Source organism: Pacificispira sp. HM-600, from assembly GCF_977993705.1.
Genome location: NZ_OZ388079.1, coordinates 530750 through 549511, shown reverse-complemented (window position 1 = coordinate 549511; position 18762 = coordinate 530750). Strand labels below are relative to the sequence as shown.

The following is an 18762-nucleotide window of genomic DNA, read 5'->3' as shown; positions in this document are numbered from 1 at the left end:
GCCGTGGCCACGACTCTCCCCCTCCAGGAATCCGGGCGAACGACAACGCTCCCGCCGCGCCAGGCGGCTCTGCTCAGCACGTCTCGGGTGGAGCAGAAAGGCAACATCGTCGTCAAGTGGATTACATCCACCGACCACAAGACCATCGGGTACATGTACCTGATCGCCTCGTTCATCTTCTTCCTCCTCGGCGGAGTGATGGCGCTGATCATCCGTGCCGAGCTCTTCGCGCCGGGTATGCAGGTCATCCCGACGAAGGAGCAATACAACCAGCTGTTCACGATGCACGGCACGATCATGTTGCTGATGTTCGCGACGCCGCTGTTCGCCGGATTTGCAAACGTGATCATGCCGCTGCAGATCGGCGCGCCCGACGTCGCATTCCCGCGCCTCAACGCCTTCGCGTTCTGGCTCTTCCTCTTCGGCTCGACCATCGCGGTGTCGGGCTTCCTCACCCCCCAGGGTGCCGCATCATTCGGATGGTTCGCCTATCAACCACTCGCGAGTGCGACGTTCTCGCCAGGCGTCGGGGGCAATCTCTGGATGCTCGGGCTGGGCATGAGCGGCTTCGGCACCATTCTCGGCGCGGTCAACTTCATCACGACGATCATCACGATGCGTGCCCCGGGTATGACGATGTGGCGCATGCCGATCTTCACCTGGAACACCCTCGTCACGAGCCTCCTCGTCCTGATGGCGTTCCCGGTTCTCGCTGCCGCGATCCTCGCCGCCGGCGCCGACCGCGTGCTCGGGGCCCACATCTTCGACCCGGAGAACGGCGGCGCGCTGCTCTGGCAGCACCTGTTCTGGTTCTTCGGCCACCCCGAGGTGTACATCATCGCGCTGCCGTTCTTCGGCATCGTGTCCGAGATCTTCCCCGTCTTCTCGCGCAAGCCGATCTTCGGATACAAGACGCTCGTCTACGCGACGATCGCGATCGCTGCACTTTCTGTGGCTGTGTGGGCGCACCACATGTACGTCACCGGCTCCGTGCTGTTGCCGTTCTTCGCTTTGATGACGATGCTGATCGCCGTGCCAACGGGTGTGAAGATCTTCAACTGGATCGGCACCATGTGGCGAGGATCGGTGACGTTCGAGACGCCCATGGTGTTCGCGCTCGGCTTCTTGATCACGTTCGTCTTCGGCGGCCTGACCGGCGTCATCCTGGCATCGCCCCCCCTCGACTTTGCGCTGTCCGACTCCTACTTCGTGGTCGCGCACTTCCACTACGTGGTGTTCGGTACGGTGGTGTTCGCGATGTTCGCCGGCTTCTACTTCTGGTGGCCGAAATTCACCGGGCGGATGCTTAATGAGCGTCTCGGGTACGTGCACTTCTGGTTGCTGTTCATCGGCTTCCACATGACCTTCCTCATCCAGCATTGGCTCGGCGTGGATGGTATGCCGCGTCGCTATGCGGACTACGCCCAGGAGGATGGCTGGACCTGGCAGAACCAGGTTTCGACGGTTGGCGCCATGATCTTGGCAGTTTCCATGCTGCCGTTCCTGCTGAACGTGTGGATCACCGCACGCAAGGCTCCGAAGGTCACCGTCAACGACCCGTGGGGATACGGCGCATCGCTCGAGTGGGCGACGTCGTGCCCGCCGCCGCGCCACAACTTCACCTCGATTCCGCGCATCCGCAGCGAGCGCCCAGCGTTCGACCTGAACCACCCCGAGGCCGGTATTCCCGTCGGCGTGGGGCCGGCAAAGGACGCGCCCGCCGCGCCTACTGTGGATCTGGCCGATGGAGAGGTGAAGTAACGTGCGGTCGAATGTCGTACTCTGGTGGCTGCTCGCTGGCTTCTTCCTGCTGATCGGGGTCGTCTACATCGGCTGGAACATCCTCGCTCATCCGCAGCTGAGCTGGTACAACGCGATCGAGTGGGTCGGAGGGGTAGCTCTTGTTTTCAGCGCCCTGATGGCGGCCCTCATCGCCTGGTATCTGCAGCGCGTCCACAAGTCGCAGGGCGGCGAACTACCCGAAGACATCCTGACCTCGGATGTCGACGACGGAGACCCCGAGCTCGGTGAGTTCAGCCCCTGGTCGTGGTGGCCGATCGTGCTCGCGTTCTCCGCGGGCGTCGCGATCATCGGCTTGGCCGTCGGCTCGTGGCTGGTTCCCATCGGATTCGCCATCTTCCTGGTTGCGATCGTTGGATGGGTCTACGAGTATTACCGGGGCTACTTCGCCCATTGATGACGCTCTCATTGAGCGCGGCCGTTCTCTCTGACATCGGACCTCATCGGTCGGGTAATGAGGACGCCGCGTTCGTGGCGCCTTTCGCAGCCGCGGTTGCCGACGGCGTCGGTGGGGGCCCCGCGGGCGACATTGCTGCGGCAGTCCTCATCCATCAGGTCGCGTCGTCGTCTCGAGCCGTCGAGTCGGAGGCCCGTGCGCGCAGCCTATTGGGCCGCTCAAACGGGGACCTCCGTGCTCGCGGGCGGGCAGAGCCATCCGTCGCAGGCATGGCAACGACATTCACGGGTCTGTTCCTCTCCGGCACCGAACTCTTCCTTGCCCATGTGGGAGACTCCCGCGGATACCTCCTGCGTGACGGAAATCTGTCACGTCAGACTCGGGACGATTCGTGGGTCCAGCACCTCGTCGATACTGGCGCCATCTCGGCTCGGGATGCTCTCAGTCACCCGCGGCGGAATGTCGTGACGGCTTCTTTCCACGGTGACCCGCGCGACGGTGAGGCACTCACGGTGAGTCACCTCAGCCCGCGCGGAGGGGACCGTTGGTTGTTGTGTAGCGACGGCATCTCGGACTATCTCCCCGAAGAGCTGCTCAGAGACACGCTGAGCGAGTTTGCGGACCCCGAGGACACGGTGGACGCTCTCGTGACCTGGGCGCTGCAAGCGGGTACCCATGACAATGCGACGGCTGTCGTCTGTGACATCGTGCCCGGGCGGGCCCCCGCGGATGTGGGTCCGCGGTTCGCCGGCGCGGCTGCCGACCGCCTCGCGGAGATTTCTGCGATCGCCTGAGCGTTCTTCTTCCCTGCTCGAGGTTCAGGTGCGCTACACGACCATGGTGAGCGCGTCGAACGTTCGGGCGAGCGGACCCTCATCGTCTTCCGTCGGCTGCCCTTCGCGTACCCAGTACTCGTAACCGCCGATCATCTCGCGAACGGAATACCCCAGACTCGCGAAGGCGAGGGCGCCTTTGCTGCCCGCGTTGCACCCGGGACTCCAGCAGTAGACCACAACGGGAACGGCCGGATCGAACTCGGCAATGCGGTCGGGGATGTCCCGATACGGCACGTGCACGGCTCCGACGATCCTGCCTTGCGCCCAGGCCTCGTCCCCGCGGACGTCGACGAGCACGAGATCCTCGCCGGCGCGTTGGGCGGCGTACACATCAGAAGGATCTGTCTCGTGAGCAAGACGAGCGGAGAAGTAGGTGATCGCGTCGGTCATGTGTAAGACCGTACGGCTCACACAGCAGCGCAGTGAGATGCACAACTGCCAACTGGCGTTGGAAGACCGCCGAGCCGTCTCGAGGGCCTACCGAGAAAAACGAACGCCCCGGGATACCCGCGAAGGGCGGTGCCCGGGGCATCCGTGATCCGGACTCTCGTCCTACTTCTTCTTGCCGTCGTCCTCGGGCTCATCGGGTACCACGATCGTCGTCGGGCGAACCGCGGTCTCCGGGACGTCGCCGGTGGTGTCGGCGTGCAGGGGAGCCTCGGGGTGTCCGGCGCGTTTGTGGGCACCCTGGATCTCCGCCATCTCTTCGTCCTCGATGTGACCGAGCGCGTGGTTCTGGTGAGCAACGGCGGCATCGATCTCGGACTGCGTGAGGGGAGCGAAGCGGTCTTCGAAGAACCAACGCGAGATCGCGGAACGCACGTTCTGGTGCCAGGGAATCTGCCCGTGAGCGTTCGGGCGCACGACGAGCGGTTCGAACGTTTCGTACGAGGTGAGCTTCCATCGCTCGTACTCATCCACGGGCTGGTGCACCTCGATGAACTCGCCACCCGGCAACCGCACGATGCGACCCGACTCGTACCCGTGCAGGGCGATCTCGCGGTCCTTGCGCTGAAGAGCGATACAGATGCGCTTCGTGACGAAGTAGGCGATGATCGGGCCGATGATCAGCAGAGCCTGAAGGGTGCGGATGACGCCTTCCATCGATACCCAGAAGTGGGTCGCGATGATGTCGGAGGATGCAGCCGCCCACAGGACCGCGTAGAACGTCACCCCGGCCGCACCGATCGCCGTGCGCGTAGCCGCGTTGCGGGGGCGCTGGGCGATGTGGTGCTCGCGCTTGTCGCCCGTGACCCATGCCTCGATGAAGGGGTAGATGAGGACGAGGACGATGAACAGTCCGATGATCGTCAGCGGAAGGATGATGTTCCACGACCAGGTGTGACCCAGGAACACCGACTCGAGGTGCGGCGGGACGAGACGCAGCGCGCCGTCTGCGAAGCCGATGTACCAGTCGGGCTGGGTACCGGCAGAAACAGGGGACGGGTCATACGGACCGTAGTTCCAGATCGGGTTGATCTGCACGAACGAAGCGATCAGGACGATCACACCGAATGTGATGAAGAAGAACCCGCCCATCTTGGACATGTAAACCGGGACCATCGGGTAGCCGACGACGTTCTCGTTGGTGCGTCCGGGGCCGGCGAACTGCGTGTGCTTGTTGATGATCATCAAGAGCAGGTGGACGGCGATCAAGGCCACCACCAGCGCCGGAAGAATAAGGATGTGCAGCACGTACAGCCGTCCGACGATCGCCACTCCGGGGAACTCGCCGCCGAAGAGCAGGAACGACGTCCACGTTCCGATCAGGGGGATGCCCTTGATCATGCCGTCGATGATGCGCAGACCGTTGCCCGAGAGTAGGTCGTCCGGGAGGGAGTATCCCGTGAACCCCTCGGCCATCGCCAGGATGAAGAGGATGAACCCGACGACCCAGTTCAGCTCGCGCGGCTTGCGGAAAGCGCCCGTGAAGAACACGCGGAGCATGTGTACGCCGATACCGGCCACGAAGACAAGGGCTGCCCAGTGGTGGATCTGGCGCACGAGCAGACCGCCGCGCAGGTCGAACGAGATGCGGAGCGTCGACTCCATGGCCGCCGACATCGGGATGCCACGCATCGGCGCCCACGCGCCGCCGTAGTACGTCTCGACCATCGAGGCCTGGAAGAAGAACGTCAGGAACGTGCCCGAGAGGAGCACGACGACGAAGCTCCACAGCGCGATCTCACCGAGCATGAACGACCAGTGGTCGGGGAAGATCTTGCGACCGAGTTCCTTGACCAGTCCCGACGCGCTCGTGCGCTCGTCGATGTAGTTGGCCGCTCCGCCGACGAAACGTCCCCCGAGGGGGGCCTTCTTTTCCTCAGTTGCGGTTGAGGTACTCAAGGGCGCTCCCAGAAGCTCGGGCCGACGGGTTCATGGAAGTCGCTCTGTGCGATGAGGTAACCCTCATCGTCCACGGCGATCGGCAACTGCGGCAGGGGACGGGCGGCCGGGCCGAAGATGACCGCGGCGCCATTGGCAACATCGAACTGCGACTGGTGGCAGGGGCAGAGCAGGTGATGAGTGCGCTGCTCGTAGAGAGCGACGGGGCATCCGACGTGCGTGCAGACCTTCGAATACGCGACGATGCCGTCGTACGACCACGACGCGCGCTCGGCGGTCTCGGTGAGATCACCGGGTTCCATGCGCATGAGAAGCACGATCGCCTTGGCCTTCTCTTCGAGGTATCCCTCGTCGTGACCGATCTCGGCGAGGGGCTCGGGGATCACATGGAAAGCGGAGCCGAGCGTCACTTCGGACGCCTTGATGGGAACGCCGGAGGGGTCGCGGGCAAGACGCGTGCCCGGCTCCCACATCGTGTGACTGAGGAGCTCGACGGGGTTCTCGCCCTCGGGTGCCAATCCACGGAAGAGGACGATGCCCGGTGCGACCGAGGCGATCAGGGCTCCGAAGAGGGAGTTGCGGATCATCGTGCGGCGCCCGAATCCGGACTCCTCGTTCGCGACCGTCAGCGCCTGAACGGCCGCCTCGCGCGTCGATTCCTTGCCACGCGTGAGGTGGCGCGCCTCGATGTGCTCCTTGTCGGACATGACGGCTTTGGACCAGTGGATGGCTCCGATGCCGATGGCCAGCAGCGCGAGCGCGATGCCGATGCCGATGAAGAGATTGTTGTTGCGGATCGCGACAATGGTGCCGTCCTCGATGGGGAAAAGCATGTAGGCAGCAACGGCCCAGATGCTGCCCGCGATCGACAAATAGAATAGAGAATAGACCGTACGAACGGCTTGGCGCATCTTGGCGGGATCCTGGTCCGTCACACGCGCGCGATGCGGCGGGAGGCCCGGGTTGCGTACGGGATCGCTCACGGCGACCGCGAGCCCCGACGGAGGTCGGGGCCCCCGATCGTGCTCCGCTGCCTCGATCTCGTTTGCCATGCTGCTCCTCGTGCTAAAAATTCTCAGTGCGTGCGCGGGTCAGTTGGACTTCGCGGTGATCCAGACGGTCAGCGCGACAAGTCCGCCGATTCCGAAGATCCAGATGAACAGGCCCTCGGAAACGGGGCCCAGCGAGCCGAGTGTGAGTCCGCCGGCACCCGCGTTGTCTTCCATATACAGAAGCGCGGAGATGATGTCGCGCTTGTCGTCGGGCGAGAGGTTCATGTCGTTGAACACCGGCATGTTCTGTGGGCCCGTGACCATCGCCGCGTAGATGTGGCGCGGGTCGACGCCATCCAGCGAGGGCGCGTACTTGCCCTCGGTCAGGGCGCCACCGGCGGCGGCGACGTTGTGGCACATGGCGCAGTTGACGCGAAAAAGTTCGGCGCCGTTTGCGACATCACCTTTGCCGTCCAGGACACGACCGGTTGCGATCTCGGGTCCGGGGGCAACTGACTGGACGTACGCGGACAACGCGGCGATCTGGTCTTCGGTGAACTGAACCGGCTTCGGCGGGGCCTGGGGGCCCTGCATCTGCAGCGGCATGCGACCGGTGGCGACCTGGAAATCGACCGCCATAGCGCCGACTCCGTACAGGCTGGGCCCGGCTTTCGTGCCCTGCAGGGCAAGTCCGTGGCAGGTGGCACAGTTGGCCTGGAAGAGCTTCTTGCCGTCTTCGACAGTGAGCGTCTGTGCGGCGGCCGTGTCGGTCGTCGAGGCCATGGCGGCGGATGCACCGGCGTACAGTCCGCCTGTCAGAACGAGACCGAGTCCGATCAGGCCGGCAGCGGCCAGCGGGCTGCGTCGACCGGAACGACGCTTCTTCTCACGAGGCATTCGGGGGTGGCTCCGCTCTATTTCAGGAAGTAGATCACGAGGAACAGGGCGACCCACACGACGTCGACGAAGTGCCAGTAGTACGACACGACGATTGCGCTCGTGGCCTCTTTGTGCCCGAAGTTCTTGACGGCGTATGCGCGGCCGATCACGAGAAGGAAGGCGACGAGCCCGCCCGTCACGTGCAGGGCGTGGAAGCCGGTGGTGAGGTAGAAAGCCGACGCGTAGGAGTTCGCCTGGATCGGCATTCCCTCGGCGATGAGCTGCGCGTATTCCCAGACCTGGCCTGACACGAAGATGGCACCGAGGGCGAAGGTGAGGAAGAACCACTCGACCATGCCCCAGCGCTGCCAGAATGTGTTCTTCTTCACCGTGTACGGCTGATTGCGTTCAGCGGCGAACACGCCCATCTGGCACGTCACGGAGGACAGCACGAGGATGATCGTGTTGCCGAGTGCGAACGGCACGTTCAGCAGCGAGGACTCTTCGGCCCAGAGCTCGGGAGAGGTGTTCCGAAGGGTGAAGTAGATCGCGAAGAGCCCGGCGAAGAACATGACCTCGCTACCGAGCCACACGATCGTGCCAACGGCGACAGGATCCGGACGTTTGATCGTCCTCACTGCCGGGGCATATGTCGCAGAGGTGGTCACAGGTCCATTATGTCCGATCGTGAGGGCGAAGGATCGCACGTGCACCCTTTCGATACCCCGGGTTGAGACTTAGGATCTCCTAAGAAAGTGTGCGGCGCCGGCTGTGTGAACGGCCACCGCGGCCGATCGTTAGGATCGCAGTCATGACGGATGCGACGACCTGGCCGGACCTGATCTCAGCGCTCCTGGCGGGCCGTGACCTCAGCGTCTCGGAGGCCACCTGGGCCATGGGGCGGGTGATGGCAGGCGAAGCGAGCCCCTCCCAGCTCGCGGGTTTTCTCGTGGCCCTCCGCGCAAAGGGCGAGACCGTCGATGAGGTCGTCGGATTCCGCGACGCGATTCTCGACGCGGCCACGCCTCTCGAGATCGACTCGGACGCCCTCGACATCGTGGGTACGGGTGGAGATCGTTTCGGAACCGTTAACGTTTCGACGATGGCATCGATCGTGGCTGCCGCATCCGGAGTCCCTGTCATCAAGCACGGTAACCGCGCCGCAAGCTCTTCGTCCGGTTCGTCGGATGTGCTCGGGGCACTGGGCGTGTCGCTGACCCTTGCGCCCGAGGCGGTCGTGGAGACGTTGCGACGGGCCGGAATCACCTTCGTGTTCGCCTCCGCCTTCCACCCCGGTTTTCGGCACGCGGGCCCGACACGAGCCGAACTGGGCGTGCCGACCGTGTTCAACATCCTGGGGCCGCTCTGCAACCCGGCACGGGCCGAGGCGAACGCCGTCGGCGTCGCGCAGTCGGATCGGGTGCCGCTCATCACGGGTGTGTTTCAGACCCGCGGGGCGACCGCTCTCGTCTTCCGGGGCGATGACGGGCTCGATGAACTCACCACGACGGGCCACAGCCGGATCTGGGAGGTCAGTCGCGGAGACATCCACGAGCATGACCTCGACCCGCGCGACCTCGGCATTCCGCGTGCGGTGATCGCGGACCTGAAGGGCGGCAATCCTGCGCAGAACGCGGAGGTCGTTCACCGCGTCCTCGCGGGCGAGAAGGGTCCTATTCGCGACATCGTCCTCCTCAATGCCGCCGCCGGACTGGTGTCGTACCGGCTGTCTCACGACGCGGGTCAGGTTCAGCGCCCGATCGTCGAGAGGCTCGCCGAGGAGCGGGAACTCGCGGCCGCCGCGATCGACTCGGGTGCGGCCCGGGATCTGCTGGCGCGCTGGGGCGAGGTCTCGCGCGAGCTCAGCTGAGGTCTGCGGATGCGTCGAATGCGATGCGTTGGAGGCTCGGCGTAGGGTGATCGCGTGGATCCCGTAGCCGCCCTCAACGAGATCGCGACGCTGCTGGAGCGGGAGCGCGCGTCGCGATACCGCTCCACAGCTTTTCGTTCGGCCGCGGATGCCGCGGCCGAGCTTTCGGAAGAGATCCTGCGGGATCCGACCGGACTACGGCGGGTCAAGGGCATCGGTGATTCGTCTCTCGCCGTGATCAGTCAGGCGATCGCAGGCCAGGTCCCGGACTATCTTGTCGAGTTGCGTTCCCGCTACGAGGTCCCGGCCGTGGGGGAGTTGCGTGCCGCGCTGAAGGGCGATCTGCATGCGCATAGCGACTGGTCGGACGGCCTGGCCTCGATCGACCTGATGGTGCGGGCGGCGCGTGACCTCGGGCACGAGTACCTCGCGCTGACCGATCACTCACCGCGACTGCGTGTGGCGAACGGCCTCTCGTCCGAGCGGCTGCGCGAGCAGCTGGGCGTGGTCGCGGGGATGTCGGGGGAGGGCTTCACGCTCTTGTCGGGTATCGAAGTCGACATCCTGGATGATGGCGCGCTCGACCAGGAGCCCGCACTGCTCGACGAATTAGACATCGTGGTGGCCTCGGCTCATTCGAAGCTGCGGATGGAGTCGTCGGCGATGACCCGACGGCTGGTGGCCGCGGCATCCGATCCTCGCGTCGACGTGCTCGGCCACGTGACCGGGCGGCTCGTCGAGGGCGCACGCGGAACCCGACCGCCCTCGACATTCGATGCCCGGGCGGTGTTCGAGGCGTGCGCCGAGAGCGATGTTGCCGTCGAGATCAACTCCCGTCCGGAACGGCAGGACCCGCCGGACGAACTGTTGGCACTTGCGGTGGAGATCGGGTGCCTGTTCTCGATCGATTCGGATGCCCATGCCCCCGGCCAATTGTCGCTGCTCGACTACGGTGCCGCCCGCGCCGAGACCGCGGGGGTTCCCGCCGAGCGCATCGTCACGACGTGGCCCCTCGAGCGCCTGCGCGCGTGGACGGGACGGGCACGTTAGAGCTCACGCCGCGCTGCCTAGACTGAGCTGGTGACAGGTCCGATTCGATGACAGGTCCGATTCGATGACAGGTCCCGCCGCATCCTCCGCTCGGCGCGCTTTTCCGTGGCTTGTCGTCGTCGGTATCCTCGTCGCCGCGCTGAGCCTGCGGGGCCCGATCATCGCCCCGACACCCGTGCTGCGCGACATCCAAGATGACCTCGGGATCGGCGCCGCGAGCGCGGGGCTGCTCACGACGGTGCCCGTCCTGATGTTCGCCCTGCTGACGCCGGTCGCCGCGCTCGTCATCCGGCGGGCGGGCGCGGAACTCGCCCTCATGCTGACTCTTGTCGGAGTGGCGGTGGGCACTGTCGTGCGGGCGATCCCGGGCTTCGGATGGATGCTCGCCGGGTCTCTCGTCATCGGCGCCGCGATCACCGTTGGCAACATCGTCGTCCCGGTCATCATTCGTCGCGATGTGCCGCCCACACAGGTGAGCGCGGTCACGGCTGCGTATGTCGCGATGTTGAACGCCGGATCGCTCCTGACCGCTCTGGCGACGGCGCCGCTCGCGGGCGTGCTCGGCTGGCCGCTGGCCCTGCTCGCCTGGGTTGTGGTGACTGTCAGCGGCATCCTGCTCTGGGCCGTGCACCTGCGGCGGGCTCGCGGCGCGGACGCGGGCTATTCGGGAGAAGTCGCCACCACGGTCGCTGCGAACCGTACCGACGGGCGCTCTTCCGACATCGAGACGTTGACGGGACCGCTTCCCGTGCCCGGAGGACGACGGAGCGGCATCCTCCGGCGTCCCATCGTGTGGCTCCTGGCATTTACGTTCGCCTGCCAGGCAGCCATCTACTACGGCCTGACGACGTGGCTACCCACGATCCTGGGTGACGAGCTCGGTGTGGATCGGACGACGGCGGGCACCCTGGCATCCGTATTCCAGGGTGTGGCGATCGCGGGCGCGTTCGTCGTCCCTCTGCTGTCGCGTCGCTTCGCGCCGATCGTTCCCGCGCTCGTGATCTGCGCCTGCTGGCTGGCATTGACCGTCGGGATGCTGGTCGCGCCCGCGCAGTTCATCCTGTGGGCGTCCTTCGGCGCGATTGCGCACGCCGGCGGCTTCGTCGTGATCTTTTCCACACTGGTCGCGGTTGCGCGTTCGGATGCCGAGGCGGCCGGGATGTCCGCGTTCGTTCAGGGCGCGGGGTACACCGTCGCGGCGGTTGCGGCGCCGGTTCTGGGTGCCCTGCACGAGGTGAACGAGGGATGGACGGGCGCGCTCGTGCTTCTTCTCGTGCTGTCGATCGCGTACGGGGTTTTGATGCTCGCCGCGATGTCGCGGTTACCGAGCGGTCGCGCTTCCTGAATTGGTGATCGCCGCGAGGGCACGGTCCATTGCGGTTCCCCATGCCCAGTCCGCGGCGAGCGCGAGCGCCTCGGCGCGCCGGCCCTCGGACGGGGGAGTGAGTTCGCCGCCTGATTCGGGCAGGTCGTCGTTCAGATCGAGGCCCCGAACCACCCCGACGACCTTCGGGGCCACGGCCAGATAGGGAAGCGCTGCGAGGAGCTTGGCCCGGACACCGGCCGCCATTCCCTCACCCGCTTCCGCGGCGGCGAGGATCCCCGCGAGGTCGCCGTGCGCTGCGATCAGCGTCGCGGCTGTCTTCTCGCCGACGCCCGGCACGCCCGGCAACCCGTCCGACGCATCGCCCTTCAGGACGGCGAAATCGGCGTATTGCTCCGGCAGAACCCCGTATTTCTGCACAACGACGGCGTCCGTCACGACCTCGAGGTTGCTCATGCCGCGAGCGGTATAGATCACCCGCACGTCGGACGCATCGTCGACGAGCTGGAGGAGATCGCGGTCACCGGTCACGATGTCCACGGGAAGGGATGCCTGGGTGGCAAGCGAGCCGATGATGTCGTCGGCTTCGTGGTCGGCGCGGCCGACGATGGGGATGCCGAGGACTCCGAGCGCGCGGCGGATGAGGGGTATCTGCGCCTCGAGCGGGTCGGGAACCTCTTCGACATCGGCCCCGCCCGGCACGATCTCGACGACGCGATGCGCCTTGTAGCTCGGGATCAGATCGACTCGCCATTGCGGACGCCAGTCATCGTCCCAGCACGCGATCAGGTGCGTTGGCCGGTATGTCGTGACGAGCTTGCCGATCATGTCGAGCAGCCCGCGGACGGCGTTCACGGGGGTGCCGTCGGGGGCCTTTACCGTGTCGGGCACCCCGTAGAAGGCCCGGAAGTACAGCGAGGCGGTGTCGAGCAACATCAGGCGTTGGGTCACGCCATCAGTCTGGCAGTCGGGCCGCGCGGGCGTACTCCCGGGTTAGCGTGGGGGGAGAGCATTCGGAGGTGCCGATGCGCGCGAACACGATCACGAACGCACGACCGATGCGTCATCGGACGATCGCTGCTGTTGTCATCACCATCAGCACGTTCGGGCTTGCCGGATGTGTTGCTGAGCCGGTCACGCCCTCGACCCCGTCGGTCGCGGCCGCACCGGGTGCTACCGCATCCGAGTCGGCGGGCCCGCGGGATGTCGTCACCGGGCTCGCGGCCCCGTGGTCGGTAGCGCGCATCGGCGACTCGGCGCTCGTGTCGGAGCGGGATTCGGCTCGGGTTCTCGAGTTCACTCCCGGCGGAGACATCCGGGAAGTCGGCGTGATAGACGACGTCGTGACGGGAGGTGAGGGCGGCCTCTTGGGTCTTGCCATTGCTCCGGATGAGGGCGCCCTGTACGCCTACTCGACGGCCGAGGCCGGGAACCGCGTTCAACGGTTCGCGCTGGAGGGGCAGCCCGGTGCACTCAGCCTGGGCACACCAGAGGTCGTCATCGACGGGCTGCCGAAGGCCGGGGTCCACAACGGTGGCCGCATCGCGTTCGGACCGGACGGCGCCCTGTACGTCACCACCGGGGATGCGGGCGTGCCCGGATCGGCCCAAGACCCGGACAGCCTCGCGGGCAAGATCCTGCGACTCGACCCAGACGGGGGAGTTCCCGCCGACAATCCCTTCGCCGGGTCGCCGGTCTACAGCCTCGGTCACCGCAACGTTCAGGGACTGGGGTGGGCCGCCGACGGCCGGATGTTCGCGAGCGAGTTCGGGCAGGACACCGTCGATGAGCTGAACCTGATCGAGCCTGGGGCGAACTACGGATGGCCGGACGTCGAGGGAGCTGGCGGCGCGGATCGGGGCTTCGTGGATCCGGTTCAGGAGTGGCCGACGGATGCGGCGAGCCCGAGCGGACTCGCGGTGATCGACGACACCATCTACATCGCGAACCTGCGCGGCCGTTCGCTGCGGGTGGTACCGCTCGCCGACCTGAGCGCGTCGACCGTGCATCTCGCGGGGACCTACGGGCGTCTGCGCTCGGTGCTGCCGGGCCCGAACGACGAAATCTGGATCGTCACGAACAATACGGACGGACGTGGTGATCCGGCGGACGGGGATGACCGAGTCGTGGCCCTCGACCCGATGACCGTGGCGTACTACTAGGGCGTCAGCTGCCGCCGGACATCAGACCGATGATGCCGGAACCGAGCCAGTAGATGCCGACGGCTCCGCCGACCACCCAGAGGATCATCCGGGACGTCGTCGGGGGAGTGCGGGGCTTCTTGCCGGGCATACCGGGCTTGCCGGAGTCGGCGGAGTTGTCGGTCACCAGACGAGCCTAACGATCCGCGTGCAGCGGTCGGGTCAGACCTCGCCTGCCCGGGCGGTCAGGCGCCGCTGCCTCATCGCGAGGAACAACGGAAAGGTGAACGCGAATGCGGTCACCCCCGACAGGACGATGTACAGCCAGGCGCGACGCATCCCGAGCCGGCGCGCTTCGACGATGATGAACACGCATCCCGCGATCGCCGCGATGAGCAGGTCGACCGTGATCGATGAGACCGCCGGTCCGCTCGAGACGAGGTCGCCGATGAAGTCACGAAGCCGGATGATCGCGAGCGCGTTGAAGAACCAGGTGCCGATCAACCCCGCGACGGCGAGCGCGAGGTAGGCGATGGCGAGGGGCGTCCAGTTGCGGGTCATGCGTCGATCATGCGCCACGCGACGGTCTGCGCGGCCGCAATCCGGCCGCCGAACGGACGCGACATGCCGTTCCAGTCGTGTGTGGAACGGCGAGTCGCGACCGTTCGCGGTGGGGTTCCGGGCATCAGGCGAACAGCGCCATCCCCATCGCCGCCGTCGAGGCGCCCATCGCGATGAGCTGGCCACGTTCGAGCGCGGAAACGCGGGCCCCTCCGTCGTGTGGCGCCCGGGCGGCGACCGCAGAGACGAGACCGAAGAGCAGAGCGGATGCCGCGGCCAGCAGTCCGAACGGCGCCCCCGACGCGTGGTGCCCGACCGTGACGGCCGGGGCCGAAGCATCCGGAATCATGGCGAGGACGAGGGTGGCCATCACGACCAGGCCGAGCGTCGCGTGCACGGTCATGACTGCTGAGGGCACCCTCGCGCCTGAAACGGGCACCCTCGTGCCGGAGATGGGCACCCCCGCGGCCGAAACCGGCACTCTCGCGGCTGCTCGGCTACGCGCCGTCCGGCCGCGCAGCGCAGCCAGCGCGATCGCCGCGACGATGAGGACCCCGGCCCAGGCGACCGGTGCCACGACGCCCCACAGCACGACATCGAGCATCGCGACGAGCATGAGGACGGATGCGGCGAGCTCGGGCGTCCGCGCCCGGCGACGGTCGGCGGCGATGCAGCACGCCCCGACCGCCGCCGGCGCGAGCGCACCGAGGTGGAGGATCTCACCCACGACGCGACCTACTCAGTGCGACGCGTGATCGTCGTGCGCGCCGTGGGCGGCCGACTCGTGCGCGTGACCGGCGTCATGGGCCGAGTGGGACTCATGCGCGTGACCCGCATCCATCGAGCAGTGGTCGGTCATCTCCGGGGCCGGGACGTTAAGCACGGGGTTGCGCTCGAAGAAGTTGTACGGCTTGAGCGTGAACTTGGCGTAGTCCATGGGCATCACAGGCCAGTCCTCGTTGCGCGGGAAGTGCGTCAGGCCGAACGTGTGCCAGAGCACGACGTCCTCGCCGACGAGCGGCTCGTCGCCCGCGATGTAGGCCGTGACGCCGTCGCCGCCGGGGTTCTGGTTGACGAAGTCGCCGGCCGCATAGCGCTCTGCGGGGTCGTACTTCGTCACGAACAGGTTCTTCGTGGCGAACTCGGCACGCCGGGCGATGGAGGATCCGCCATCCGCCATCAGCGTGGGCGTCTCGGTCGGGAACAGCACATACGATGTCGGTTGCCCGAGCTCGGTCGTCTTGTCGGTCGATGCGATCTGCCACACGCGGTTCACGGCGCCGTCGGCGACGCGCCCCGAGACGGACTCCGACGCGATGGGTGTGACTTTCTTGGTGAAGGCGTTGCCAGCCGGGTTGGTCTCGGACACGGGCAGGCGCACGGCGTCGATCTCGTTGACGACGTTCGAGAGCCCGTCGACGGTCATGTCGAGACGTGCCGAGAACAGGTGCTGGTGGTACGGGGCGCCGAGGCCCGGCGCGACCTGAGACGCGTACGGGTAAGCCGAGCCATCCTCGGCATCTCCCGGGAACGACGACGTGAACAGGATGCCGGTGAGCTTGGCCTCGCACTCGATGGTGCCGTCGAGGTAGAGGTACCAGTAGAAGCCGTAGTCGTAGTTGCCGACCGTCGTGAAGAACGAGATCACCAGGCGACGTGACCGACGCACCTCGTGCGACCCGGTGAAGATGTCGGTGTGCTTCCAGAGGGTTCCGAAGTCCTCTTCGTGCATGCAGATGCCGTTATCGATCGTGCGCGGCATGCCGAGCTCGTCGGGCAGGATCGCGTCGAAGTACGTGATTTCGCCAACGCAGTCGCAGCCGAGCGCGAGCGAGTTCGTGTAGCGGCCGAACATGTACTCGCCGGTGTCGAAGTAGTTCTGCCAGAAGCGGTTCGGGCTGGGGTCGGCATACGGTACGAGCATCTCGTTGATAGATCCGCGGTACATGACCGGGCGATCGATACCCTTGTCGGCGAACGACAGCTCGCGCAGGATCAGGCCCTCGCGCATGTCGAAGCCGATCCGCAGCTTCCAGTTGCCCCACGTCACGTGCTCGCCGTCGACCGAGAAGCTCGGCCCCTCGGGCTGCGTGATCACGATCGGCTTCAGACCCTCGAGCGGCGGCCCCTGCAGTTCGGGGTCGTCGAAGTTGCCGTGCGTCTCGGGCACGGCAAGCCCGGGGGTGTCGATGATCTCGATGACGCGGCGGTCGGCGGTGTCGATGTAGGCGGTGAGGCCGTCGACCGGGTGCGCCCAGGGGTGGTCGGACGGGTGGTCCATGCGGAACACGAACGACCGCACAATGCGGCGCCCCTCTTCCGCGGCGTAGCCGTAGTGACCGGCCGAGAGCGGCACGGCGACAACCTGGTCGATGCTCAGTCCACGAGCTGCGAGGGCGGTGAGCCATCCCTCGTCCTCCGCCAGGATGAGTCCCACGTCTTCGAACTCGGCGTCGAGGATCGGCAGCTGTCCCTTCGAGCCGTCGAGGACCGTGCTGGAGAGGGTCTCGCCCGTTGCGATCGACACGATCGAGTCGGTCGATCGCCCCGTCGCCATGTCGAGCAGTTGCACCCGCGCGCGGCGGTCGGGCAGGGGACCATCGCCCGCCTCCCAGCCGAGCACCTCGCCTTTGGTCGGCTCTTCGAGGCCGACATACGCGAAGCGCATGGTGGTCGTGAAATCCGGCCACCCCAGCACGATCGTGCGCACCGCCTCGATTTCGGCAACCGAGAGGGACGACAGTGGGTGGGCGGGGGCGCCGGGCGCGGCGTAGGCGGCGGATGTCTGGATGTCGGTGATGCTCATGCGGTGTGTCTCCTTGGGTGTTGCGGGGTCACTTCGACAGGCTCAGTGACCGGGGATGGGGCTCAGCGACCGGCGATGGGGCTCAGTGACCGGGGATGGGGCTCAGCGACCGGGGTGTCGGGCGGGTCCGACGGCCCATGAGCTTGTCGACGGGACCGACGGACGGCTCGGGATCAGCCGGCGATCGAGTCGGTCAGCTTCGCGTAGGCGGCCGGGCGGCTCTTCTTGATCGACCACGCCTGGACGTACCCGAGCGCCGGGAAGAGCGCGATGAGCGCGAGCAGGAACCAGCTCACGCCGCCGAAAACCGGAGTGCCCTCGCCATCCACGTCGCCGACCATGATCGGGAAATATGCCGCGATGAGGACCGCGGAGGCGATCAGACCGAGCAGCCCGAGGGCGGGGGCGACGATCGTGTTCCACGCACGTCGGTCTTTGCGGGTCTTCACGAAGTAGACGATGACGGCGACCGAGGTGAGAGCCATCAGGATCGAGATCGCGAGGGTCGCGACGCCGGCGAACCACGTGAACACCTGCAGGACCGGGTCGAGGTTCAGCGCCGCGAAGACCGCGATCAGCACGACCGCGGTGACGGTCTGTACGAGCGAGGACACGTGGGGCGAGAGGTGCTTGGCGTGCACCGAGCCGAGGCGATCGGGCAGGACGCCCGCGTTCGCCATGGAGTGCTGGTAGCGCGTGACGACGTTGTGGAAGGACAGGACGCACGCGAACATGGCTGTGATGAGCAGGATGTTCACACCGATCTCGCCCGCGACGCCCAGGTAGCGTGCCATGGTCGTGATGATGAAGGTGCCGGGGTCTTCGGCGACGACGCCGACCACCCCGTCGGGGCCCCAGGCCATGACAAGAGCCCACGACGCGAGTGTGTAGAACAGGCCGATACCGATCACGGCTGCGTAGGTCGCGCGGGGGATCGTCTTGTTCGGGTCGCGCGCCTCGTCGCGGAAGATCGCCGTCGCCTCGAAGCCGATGAACGCCGCAATGGCGAACATGAGCCCGACGCCGGGCGACCCGCTGACGACGTTGGCGGGCTCGAACGGCGCCAAGCTCAGGCCGTCCTCGCCGCCCGCGAACATGACCGCCGCGACCAGGATCAGCACGATGCCCACCTCGGCGACGAGCAGAACACCCAGAACCTTGCTGGAAAGGTCGATGTGGCGGTAGCCGAGGATCCCGACGAGCGCGATGACGCCGAGCGAGAAGAGCCACCACGGCAGCAGCGGCCCACCGAGGGACTGGACGGTGACGGACAGGATGTAGCCGATGTATCCGTAGACCGAGACCTGGATGGTCGTGTACGTCAGCATCGCGATCCATGCGCTCGCCAGACCCGTCGATCGGCCGAGACCGTACCCGACGTAGGTGAAGAAGGCGCCCGGCTTGGGCACGTGGCGGGTCATCGTCGCGAGACCGACGGAGAACAGCACCAGGATGACGGCACTGATCGCGTAGAGGGCCGGGAATCCGACCCCGTTGCCGATCAGAATGCCGAGTGGCGCAGCGCCACCGATGACGGTCAGCGGCGAGGCGGCAGCGACGACCATGAAGACGATGGCGGTCACACCGAGCGAACCCTTCAGGGCGCGCTTGGCGGATGCCTCGACTTCCGGGGACTCGAGTTTGGTCATGAGGTGTCCGATCTGTGGGGGATCTGTCGTGAGGTGCGCGGGTTGATCCGAGCCTGGCGGCGGCCCGTTGCTTGGCCGTCTCGGCCGCGTGAAACCTCGCCGTCGCGGTGT

At 66.4% G+C, this 18762-nt stretch carries 18 protein-coding genes; 7 read left to right on the top strand and 11 right to left on the bottom strand.

Annotated features, from left to right (window positions below; translation table 11 throughout):
- Window positions 1-3: 3 nt before the first annotated feature.
- From ctaD to ACXZ1E_RS02585, 3 genes are read left to right on the top strand one after another with little or no spacing between them, the layout of a single operon-like run.
- Window positions 4-1761, top strand: a complete 1758-nt coding sequence (gene ctaD, locus ACXZ1E_RS02595; RefSeq protein WP_458041895.1) for an aa3-type cytochrome oxidase subunit I — start codon at window positions 4-6, stop codon at window positions 1759-1761.
- A 1-nt stretch (window position 1762) separates the two neighbouring features.
- Complete coding sequence (locus tag ACXZ1E_RS02590; protein WP_458041894.1) at window positions 1763-2197, top strand: cytochrome c oxidase subunit 4; 435 nt, start codon at window positions 1763-1765, stop codon at window positions 2195-2197.
- Window positions 2158-2991: a PP2C family protein-serine/threonine phosphatase gene (locus ACXZ1E_RS02585; protein WP_458041893.1), complete on the top strand. Its 834-nt coding sequence runs from the start codon at window positions 2158-2160 to the stop codon at window positions 2989-2991. Before ACXZ1E_RS02590 ends, ACXZ1E_RS02585 begins: the two co-directional genes overlap by 40 nt.
- A gap of 33 nt (window positions 2992-3024) precedes the next feature.
- Here the strand turns inward: ACXZ1E_RS02585 and ACXZ1E_RS02580 are convergent, their stop codons facing one another.
- From ACXZ1E_RS02580 to ctaE, 5 genes are all read right to left on the bottom strand, one after another.
- Window positions 3025-3423 carry a rhodanese-like domain-containing protein gene (locus tag ACXZ1E_RS02580; RefSeq protein ID WP_458041892.1) on the bottom strand — a complete coding sequence of 133 codons (399 nt, stop codon included), beginning with the start codon at window positions 3421-3423 and terminating at the stop codon, window positions 3025-3027.
- 162 nt (window positions 3424-3585) lie between these two features.
- A complete protein-coding gene (gene qcrB / locus ACXZ1E_RS02575; RefSeq protein ID WP_458041891.1) occupies window positions 3586-5379 on the bottom strand; it encodes a cytochrome bc1 complex cytochrome b subunit in 1794 nt (597 codons plus the stop codon).
- Window positions 5376-6431, bottom strand: coding sequence for a cytochrome bc1 complex Rieske iron-sulfur subunit (gene qcrA, locus ACXZ1E_RS02570; RefSeq protein ID WP_458041890.1), 1056 nt, complete (start codon window positions 6429-6431; stop codon window positions 5376-5378). Before qcrA ends, qcrB begins: the two co-directional genes overlap by 4 nt.
- A 39-nt stretch (window positions 6432-6470) precedes the next feature.
- The gene (qcrC, locus tag ACXZ1E_RS02565; protein ID WP_458041889.1) at window positions 6471-7268 is read right to left on the bottom strand and encodes a cytochrome bc1 complex diheme cytochrome c subunit; all 798 of its coding nucleotides are present in this window, start codon (window positions 7266-7268) and stop codon (window positions 6471-6473) included.
- Between the two features lie 17 nt (window positions 7269-7285).
- Complete coding sequence (gene ctaE / locus ACXZ1E_RS02560) at window positions 7286-7918, bottom strand: aa3-type cytochrome oxidase subunit III (protein ID WP_458041888.1); 633 nt, start codon at window positions 7916-7918, stop codon at window positions 7286-7288.
- A gap of 143 nt (window positions 7919-8061) precedes the next feature.
- On the opposite strand from ctaE, the gene trpD reads away from it, so the two are divergent.
- The 3 genes from trpD to ACXZ1E_RS02545 all read left to right on the top strand — a co-directional run bounded on the left by trpD (window position 8062) and on the right by ACXZ1E_RS02545 (window position 11515).
- The gene (gene trpD, locus ACXZ1E_RS02555; RefSeq protein WP_458041887.1) at window positions 8062-9120 is read left to right on the top strand and encodes an anthranilate phosphoribosyltransferase; all 1059 of its coding nucleotides are present in this window, start codon (window positions 8062-8064) and stop codon (window positions 9118-9120) included.
- Between the two features lie 54 nt (window positions 9121-9174).
- On the top strand, window positions 9175-10170 hold the full coding sequence (locus ACXZ1E_RS02550) for a PHP domain-containing protein (protein ID WP_458041886.1): 996 nt from the start codon (window positions 9175-9177) through the stop codon (window positions 10168-10170).
- Between the two features lie 64 nt (window positions 10171-10234).
- Window positions 10235-11515 carry an MFS transporter gene (locus ACXZ1E_RS02545; RefSeq protein ID WP_458041885.1) on the top strand — a complete coding sequence of 427 codons (1281 nt, stop codon included), beginning with the start codon at window positions 10235-10237 and terminating at the stop codon, window positions 11513-11515.
- Here the strand turns inward: ACXZ1E_RS02545 and ACXZ1E_RS02540 are convergent.
- On the bottom strand, window positions 11492-12445 hold the full coding sequence (locus tag ACXZ1E_RS02540; protein WP_458041884.1) for a 5'-3' exonuclease: 954 nt from the start codon (window positions 12443-12445) through the stop codon (window positions 11492-11494). The two genes, ACXZ1E_RS02545 and ACXZ1E_RS02540, sit on opposite strands and share 24 nt — an antisense overlap.
- 74 nt (window positions 12446-12519) lie before the next feature.
- On the opposite strand from ACXZ1E_RS02540, the gene ACXZ1E_RS02535 reads away from it, so the two are divergent.
- On the top strand, window positions 12520-13656 hold the full coding sequence (locus ACXZ1E_RS02535) for a PQQ-dependent sugar dehydrogenase (RefSeq protein ID WP_458041883.1): 1137 nt from the start codon (window positions 12520-12522) through the stop codon (window positions 13654-13656).
- A gap of 4 nt (window positions 13657-13660) precedes the next feature.
- Here the strand turns inward: ACXZ1E_RS02535 and ACXZ1E_RS02530 are convergent, their stop codons facing one another.
- From ACXZ1E_RS02530 to ACXZ1E_RS02510, 5 genes are all read right to left on the bottom strand, one after another.
- Complete coding sequence (locus ACXZ1E_RS02530) at window positions 13661-13822, bottom strand: hypothetical protein (protein ID WP_458041882.1); 162 nt, start codon at window positions 13820-13822, stop codon at window positions 13661-13663.
- Between the two features lie 35 nt (window positions 13823-13857).
- A complete protein-coding gene (locus tag ACXZ1E_RS02525) occupies window positions 13858-14196 on the bottom strand; it encodes a DUF2834 domain-containing protein (RefSeq protein WP_458041881.1) in 339 nt (112 codons plus the stop codon).
- 124 nt (window positions 14197-14320) lie between these two features.
- On the bottom strand, window positions 14321-14923 hold the full coding sequence (locus ACXZ1E_RS02520) for a hypothetical protein (protein ID WP_458041880.1): 603 nt from the start codon (window positions 14921-14923) through the stop codon (window positions 14321-14323).
- Window positions 14924-14935: 12 nt separating this feature from the next.
- On the bottom strand, window positions 14936-17002 hold the full coding sequence (locus ACXZ1E_RS02515; protein ID WP_458041879.1) for a primary-amine oxidase: 2067 nt from the start codon (window positions 17000-17002) through the stop codon (window positions 14936-14938).
- Window positions 17003-17175: 173 nt separating this feature from the next.
- Window positions 17176-18651: an APC family permease gene (locus ACXZ1E_RS02510; RefSeq protein WP_458041878.1), complete on the bottom strand. Its 1476-nt coding sequence runs from the start codon at window positions 18649-18651 to the stop codon at window positions 17176-17178.
- Window positions 18652-18762: the final 111 nt, after the last annotated feature.

Bases quoted from the DNA above. Each gene is read 5' to 3' on its own strand.
- ACXZ1E_RS02510 (WP_458041878.1), bottom strand. From the start codon at position 18,651: ATGACCAAACTCGAGTCCCCGGAAGTCGAGGCATCCGCCAAGCGCGCC.
- ACXZ1E_RS02535 (WP_458041883.1), top strand. From the start codon at position 12,520: ATGCGCGCGAACACGATCACGAACGCACGACCGATGCGTCATCGGACG.
- ACXZ1E_RS02545 (WP_458041885.1), top strand. From the start codon at position 10,235: ATGACAGGTCCCGCCGCATCCTCCGCTCGGCGCGCTTTTCCGTGGCTT.
- qcrA (WP_458041890.1), bottom strand. From the start codon at position 6,431: ATGGCAAACGAGATCGAGGCAGCGGAGCACGATCGGGGGCCCCGACCT.
- trpD (WP_458041887.1), top strand. From the start codon at position 8,062: ATGACGGATGCGACGACCTGGCCGGACCTGATCTCAGCGCTCCTGGCG.
- ACXZ1E_RS02585 (WP_458041893.1), top strand. From the start codon at position 2,158: ATGGGTCTACGAGTATTACCGGGGCTACTTCGCCCATTGATGACGCTC.
- qcrC (WP_458041889.1), bottom strand. From the start codon at position 7,268: ATGCCTCGTGAGAAGAAGCGTCGTTCCGGTCGACGCAGCCCGCTGGCC.
- ACXZ1E_RS02525 (WP_458041881.1), bottom strand. From the start codon at position 14,196: ATGACCCGCAACTGGACGCCCCTCGCCATCGCCTACCTCGCGCTCGCC.
- ACXZ1E_RS02515 (WP_458041879.1), bottom strand. From the start codon at position 17,002: ATGAGCATCACCGACATCCAGACATCCGCCGCCTACGCCGCGCCCGGC.
- ACXZ1E_RS02580 (WP_458041892.1), bottom strand. From the start codon at position 3,423: ATGACCGACGCGATCACCTACTTCTCCGCTCGTCTTGCTCACGAGACA.